The sequence below is a fragment of the Pseudogemmobacter sp. TB195 genome (assembly GCF_058313095.1).
On record NZ_JBZEGG010000251.1, the window covers coordinates 1 to 501 of the forward strand.

1 protein-coding gene is annotated in these 501 nt (G+C 69.1%); it reads left to right on the forward strand.

The features are described 5' to 3' along the window. Positions 1-468: acyl-CoA dehydrogenase family protein (locus AC4FS3_RS29630; protein WP_491023516.1), on the forward strand; the 468-nt coding region annotated here is incomplete at its 5' end. Positions 469-501: the final 33 nt, after the last annotated feature.

The following is a 501-nucleotide window of genomic DNA, read 5'->3' on the forward strand; positions in this document are numbered from 1 at the left end:
GAGGGTGAAGGCTTCCGCCAGCTCATGCAGACCTTCGAGGCGGCCCGCATCCAGACGGCGGCGCGCGCCGTCGGCGTCGCCCAGGCGGCGCTGGAAGTCGGCCTGCGCTACGCCCAGGAGCGCATCCAGTTCGCCAAGCCGATCATCAGCTTCCCGCGCGTCTCCGACAAGCTGGCGATGATGGCGGCGGAACTGATGATCGCCCGCCAGCTCACCTATTTCGCTGGCCGCGCCAAGGACGAAGGCAAGCGCTGCGACCTGGAGGCCGGCATGGCGAAGCTGCTGGCCGCCCGCATCGCCTGGTCGAACGCCGACAACGCCCTGCAGATCCACGGCGGCAACGGCTTCGCGCTTGAGTACACCGTGAGCCGCCTGCTCTGCGACGCCCGCATCCTGTCGATCTTCGAGGGCGCGGCGGAAATCCAGGCGCAGGTCATCGCCCGCCGCCTGATCGAGGGCGGAAACTGAGCCGCGACAATGACAATGCCGGCGGGGCCCGAT